The organism is Vaccinium witches'-broom phytoplasma str. VAC (assembly GCF_000309405.1).
GTDB lineage: Bacteria > Bacillota_I > Bacilli_A > Acholeplasmatales > Acholeplasmataceae > Phytoplasma.
This window is the reverse complement of record NZ_AKIN01000040.1, coordinates 1-5,719: the sequence shown is the minus strand read 5'-3', so window position 1 is coordinate 5,719 and position 5,719 is coordinate 1. Positions and strand designations below refer to the sequence as shown.

At 26.3% G+C, this 5,719-nt stretch carries 5 protein-coding genes; 3 read left to right on the top strand and 2 right to left on the bottom strand.

Annotated features, from left to right (window positions below; all coding sequences use genetic code 11):
* Positions 1-164: 164 nt before the first annotated feature.
* The 3 genes from RI68_RS01010 to RI68_RS01000 all read left to right on the top strand — a co-directional run bounded on the left by RI68_RS01010 (position 165) and on the right by RI68_RS01000 (position 2,993).
* A complete protein-coding gene (locus tag RI68_RS01010; RefSeq protein WP_017193392.1) occupies positions 165-533 on the top strand; it encodes a SpoVG family protein in 369 nt (122 codons plus the stop codon).
* 71 nt (positions 534-604) lie between these two features.
* Positions 605-2,620 carry a heavy metal translocating P-type ATPase gene (locus tag RI68_RS01005; RefSeq protein ID WP_017192150.1) on the top strand — a complete coding sequence of 672 codons (2,016 nt, stop codon included), beginning with the start codon at positions 605-607 and terminating at the stop codon, positions 2,618-2,620.
* Positions 2,621-2,762: 142 nt separating this feature from the next.
* On the top strand, positions 2,763-2,993 hold the full coding sequence (locus RI68_RS01000) for a hypothetical protein (protein WP_017193391.1): 231 nt from the start codon (positions 2,763-2,765) through the stop codon (positions 2,991-2,993).
* A 128-nt stretch (positions 2,994-3,121) separates the two neighbouring features.
* Here RI68_RS01000 and RI68_RS00995 read toward each other — a convergent pair whose 3' ends face one another.
* Positions 3,122-4,606, bottom strand: a complete 1,485-nt coding sequence (locus RI68_RS00995; RefSeq protein ID WP_017193390.1) for an MATE family efflux transporter — start codon at positions 4,604-4,606, stop codon at positions 3,122-3,124.
* 67 nt (positions 4,607-4,673) lie between these two features.
* Entirely contained in the window at positions 4,674-5,162 is a 489-nt protein-coding gene (locus RI68_RS00990; RefSeq protein ID WP_017193389.1) for an NUDIX hydrolase, read from the bottom strand.
* Positions 5,163-5,719: the final 557 nt, after the last annotated feature.

Genomic DNA, 5,719 nt, shown 5'->3' with positions numbered 1-5,719 from the left:
TTCATGTATATAGCTAGAAACCGCTCTAGTATCAATGAGAGTTGCAATTTCTTTCTCTACATTTCCATCATTATATTTACAAGTTAAATAAACAAGATCTCATTGTATTTAGTTTAATTAGATTTATTTTAAAATAAAATATAAGAGTTAGGGGAACAATATAAATGCAAGTTACCGATGTTAGAGTCAAATTACATAAGAGCGAAAATAGATTAAGAGGTGTTGCTTCTGTTACTTTTGATAATGCCTTTGTTGTTCATTATATTAAAATTATTGAAGGAGAAAGAGGCATTTTTATTGCAATGCCTAGTATTAAAACCAATTCTGATGTTAAAAAACCTAATTATATTGATATAGCTCATCCTATCAATACTGAAACAAGAACTATGATTGAAAACACCATCATAGAAACTTATAAAGAGATAGTTGAAAGAGCAAGATTAAATGAAGAAAAAAAACAAACTCAATTAGAAAAAGATTCACAAACTGAAACTGAATCACAAACAAATGAAGAAGATTCTTCAGAAGAATAAATTTAATAGAAAATAAAGAATGAAAAAAATATTTTTTTGAAATAGAGGTTAATAATTCGTTGACTCATAGAATGGAAAATTACAATAATATATATAACAACCAAGAACAAACCCATAAAAATCAAAAAACATATTTTTTTCTTTTTATTTGTGGTTTGTTATTGTATGCTTTAGTTTTTTTACCTATTAATTTTTATGGTTTTTTGGATAACAAAGAAAATTATAAATTACCACTTCAATATGCCTTAACAATCATTATTTTGTTTTTTGCAGGTTGTCATGTTATTATAGAAGGTTTTGTAGACACTTATCAAGATACAAAAGAAAATAAAAAATTTACCCCAAACGTTCATATTTTAATGACTTTAGGTGCTTTGGGGGCGATGTATTTACAAAATTTTAACGAAGCAATTTTATTGATTATTATTTTCGCTACTGCTAATTTTTTAGAAGAATATATTGAAAATAAAAACCAAAAAGAAATTAAAAATCTTTTAAAAATGGCTCCTACTCAAGCAAGATTGTTAAAAGAAAACGGTGAATTTGAATTAATAGAAGTAGAAAAATTAAAAATAGGTGATAAAGTTATCGTCTTAAATGGAGATCAAATTCCTTCTGATGGTATTATTATTTCTGGAACTTCTTCTATTGACGAATCCAGCATTACGGGAGAAAGCATTCCCGTTGATAAGAAAGTAGGTGATAAAGTTCTTGGTAGTAATATTAATGGCAATAATACTTTAATTGTTGAAATTATCGCTACAGTAGAAAATAATATTTTTACCAAAATTATTCAATTATCTTATCAAATGAAAAATAATATGTCTAAAAGAGCTAATTTAATTAAAAAAATAGAACCTTTATATGTAAAAGTGATAATGTTCATTTCTGTTGGTATTTTATTATTTAGTCAAATAATACATTATTATTTTGACCCTTCTATTCATTATTTCGAATTTAAACATATTTTTAATAAAAGTATGGTCTTTTTAACTGTAGCTTCCCCTTGTGCTTTGGTCGCTTCTGATGTCCCTGCTACTTTTGCTTCTATTTCGCATTTAGCTAAAAATGGTATTTTATTGAAAAATGGTAATTCTTTAAGTAATTTATCCAACATTAAAGCTATTGTTTTTGATAAAACAGGAACTTTAACTACCGGCAAAGCTACAGTCAAAGAAATTTTTTTCCATTCGGAAATAGAAGAAAAAGATAAAATAGATTATTTAACTATTTTATCTAAAATGGAGCAAAAATCTAACCATCCTTTAGCTTTTGCCATCAATAAATATTTAAGTCAAAGTTTTACATTAAATAATGTTCCTGAAATGCAAGTTGATAATTTAATTGGCGTTGGTTTAGAATCTTGTCATGAAGGTCGTCAATATAAAATAGCTAAATACAACTCTTTCCCTAAAGTTTCTGAAGAAATAGAACTAAAAACTAAAAATCTTTTAGAAAAAGGTAATACAGTGCTTTATTTTAGCGAAAATGGCAAAATAATTATGGTAATAGCTATTTTGGATGTATTACGTCCTGAAGCTGAACAAATGGTGAATTACTTTAATGAGAATAACATTCATACAATCATGTTGACAGGCGATAATGAAAAAAATGCTATGGCAATAGGAAAACAATTAAGCGTGGATTATGTTTTATCTGATTGTTTGCCAGAAGATAAATCTAATAAAATAATCGAAATCAAAAGCAAATACGATATGGTAGCTATGGTAGGTGACGGAATAAACGACGCCCCTGCTTTAGCTAATTCTGATGTAGGCATTACCGTGCAAGAAGGCACCGATGTGGCTATCGATATTGCCGATATGGTTTTAATGAAAAATAATTTAAATAAAATAACTTACGCTCATAAAGTTTCTAAGAAGTTAAATAGTATAATATTTCAAAACATTATATTTTCTATTGGGGTTATCGTTATTTTATCTGTAACTAATTTTATCGCTGATATTAAACTACCTTGGGCTGTCTTTTTACATGAGATTAGTACTATTTTAGTCCTTGTAAACTCTTTAAGAATATTAACCAACATTAAAGAAAAAGATCAATTTTCCTCTTTTTCGACTAACTAAATGAACTAAATATTGATTATAAAAAAAACCACTATATCTTTTTTTAGTGGTTTTTAACTTATATAATAGTTTTTTTTTTTTTTACATAAATGTTTTTAATATTAGAAAAAGCTATTCTATGCAGAAGAAAAAGAGTGATATTATGTTTAAAAAACAAGATAAAAAGTTCCGATTGAACATAATTTTAAAAAAGGTCGATCCTAATACAGTTAAGATTGTTGTTTTTAAAAATTTAGCTCGTAAAACTCATTTTAAAGCTGATTCTAATATACTTTTTGTGAATCCTAATGTTTTAAAAATGGTAGAACAATTTTTACAAGAAAAAAGGTTAAAACAAAACCAAAAGCAAAAGACTAAACAGAATAATGATTAATCGACTCTTTTAATTATTTTAAAAATCTTCCCTTAATTAAAAAACTTCTCTCACGTTTCGACACAGAAAAAAAAGACTACTTGATTTCAAGTAGTCTTTTGTTCGTCTTCACCTTTAAATTGTTCATATTATAAGCGCATATCTTCAAAACCATTTTTTTTAATATCTTTATAAAATTTAAAATAAAAATAATAAGTAACCGAAAAGAGAAGGATTGTGTTCGTTGTTAGATTGGCAAAATGATATCCTTTCCAAGAATTATCCGCATTTTCATATTTGTTCCAAGTCGATGAAAGGCTAAACCCTAAAATAATGATGAAATAAATTCTTAAAAACGCTCTTAATAAAGCGAAAAACATATCAATACGAGGTTTTTTAAAAGGTATCATACTTCTAATCATTATTCCTTGAGTAACGACTGTATAAAAGCCAGAAATAGAAGCGATCGTGATACCTAGTTGAAATTGTTTTTCTCTTTCTCCTTGTAACCTATCTTTTAAACCTTTGATTAAAGAGTATATGTTTGTTCCAAAAAAACCAAAAATAACGGCGAAAACAAAACCTAAAATCATATTTAATAATAAAGTTTTTTTAATTGTTTCAAAAACTCTTTTTAAGTTTTTATTTGCTAGATTAGCCGAAATAATAGACAATTGAGCCTCTTCTAAAGCAAAGCCAAAATTCAAACCAATGGCTGCTATGCCATCACCTATTTGAACCGCGCTTAAACTTCCGCTTGGATAAATTTTCCAACCAATAATAAGTACAATTAGTCTTCCGCTTTCATAAATTAGTCTTCCGCCCAAAATAGGTAAAGCTAATTTTAAAATATTTTTCAATATATTAGTTTTATTGTTATCCACTTGTTCGCTGTCTGTCAATTCGTCTTGATCTCTTTTTAAAGAAATAACAAAGAAAACCGTTAGAAAAATAGTTACTAAAAAACTCGATAAAGCGGTAGAAACTCCTAACCAATAAGGATCTTTCTTATGAAAACCATAAACGAATAATAAATTGATAGATACTTTAAAAAAAACAAACAAAGCGTTGGAAAGATAAATAGTTTTAATATTCCCTTTTGCTCGTTCTAACCCTAACAAGACCGTATTAACAGCCATTAAAACTCCTGAAATAATTAAAAAAATATAATATTTATGAACTGTTTTAAAAACTTTTTCTTCTGTGCCGGAAAGGACTTTATGTAAAATAGGACTGCCGATTATTACAGCTATTAAAGCGATGCCGAAAGCAATACCTATAATAGAAAAAAGAGTGGTTTTAATCATTTTTTTAGCAGTTTTATAATTCTTTTTAGCGTATTCTTGACCTATTAAAACTATGCCTGCTGTAGCCAAAGATAAACCCATAAAAGAAAACATATTTTGAACACTGCTGATTATAGCAAGAGAATCGGTAAATTTTTCAGACCCTTCGGGTTGAATTGCCATAAATAGATCGATATTTTTAGGCATCACTTGAAAAGCTATATTGGTTAAAGCGATAGGGACGGCCAACATTAAAAGGACTTTAAATAAATTGCCTTCTAAAAATAATTTTTGTTTGGCTTTTTGCTTTAATTGTTTTTTGTTAGAACGTATTTCTTGTTTAGACATTCTAATGAAACTCCTTTATTTATTTAAAAAATAACAATATATTTTTTTATAAAAAGATGTTTTAATTTTATTCACAAGGCCAAACATTGTGCATTTTATTTTTGGAATTTTTGTATTGAATAAAATCTTTTAAAAACTTTTTGTCCATCATCATCATATCTTCAATAGGCAAATCTTCTTCATTGAACCATTTTAAATCAGAAACTTCATCATGTTGTTGGTTAGGTTGTCCTTCTGTTTTGCTAACGATAAAACCCATTACTACAGGATAAACAATATCTCCATTAGGATAAATGATTTTAATATCTTCTCCTGCATATGTTTTGAAGCAATTCATAGTAACAACATCTAAATCAGTTTCTTCTTTTAACTCTCTTAAAGCGGCTTCTTTGAAATTTTCTCCTAATTCCATAGCTCCGCCATGAAGGCCCCAAATTTGAAAATCTTTTCTAAATTGAAGCAAATATTTATTATTTTCATAAACAATAATAGAAGTTCCTGGAGAAAAAATCGGATCGTTCCCTATTTTACTACGTAATCCCTGAATATAAGACATTTTTTAATTACCTTTCTGTTGTTACTTTTTTCAAACATTTATCGAAAAATATTAATTTTTAAATAAATAATGATTATAAAAACATATGTAACAGCTTAACCAAAAAACAAATGCTTACAACTTTAATAAACCAAACTCATTTTATAAATATTAATTAAAAAATGTTAATATTTTTCTATGTATAATTGCTTATAAAAATTAATTTTTATAAGCAAAATAATTACTCTTTTATATTTTAATGGAATTAATTATTTTTTAATTATTTAATTGCATTAAAATATGTTTTTTAATGATTTTTTTCTTTTACTAAAAATCATAAAAATCAATATTATTTTTTTAATACCTAAATAAGGAATAATTCATAGATTGAGAGTATTTTTATAATTAAGTTGAAAAAAGAAATAACGTTAAAAATTGATATATTGATATAAGACGAAAGAAGAGACTTCTTATTGCGAAAGATTATTTGGACTTGAAAGAGTAGGCGATAAGTGAATAAAGTTGTTTTTCTATTTAAATAAAATTTAATAAAAGGAGATTTAAATGTCTAGAAAAAG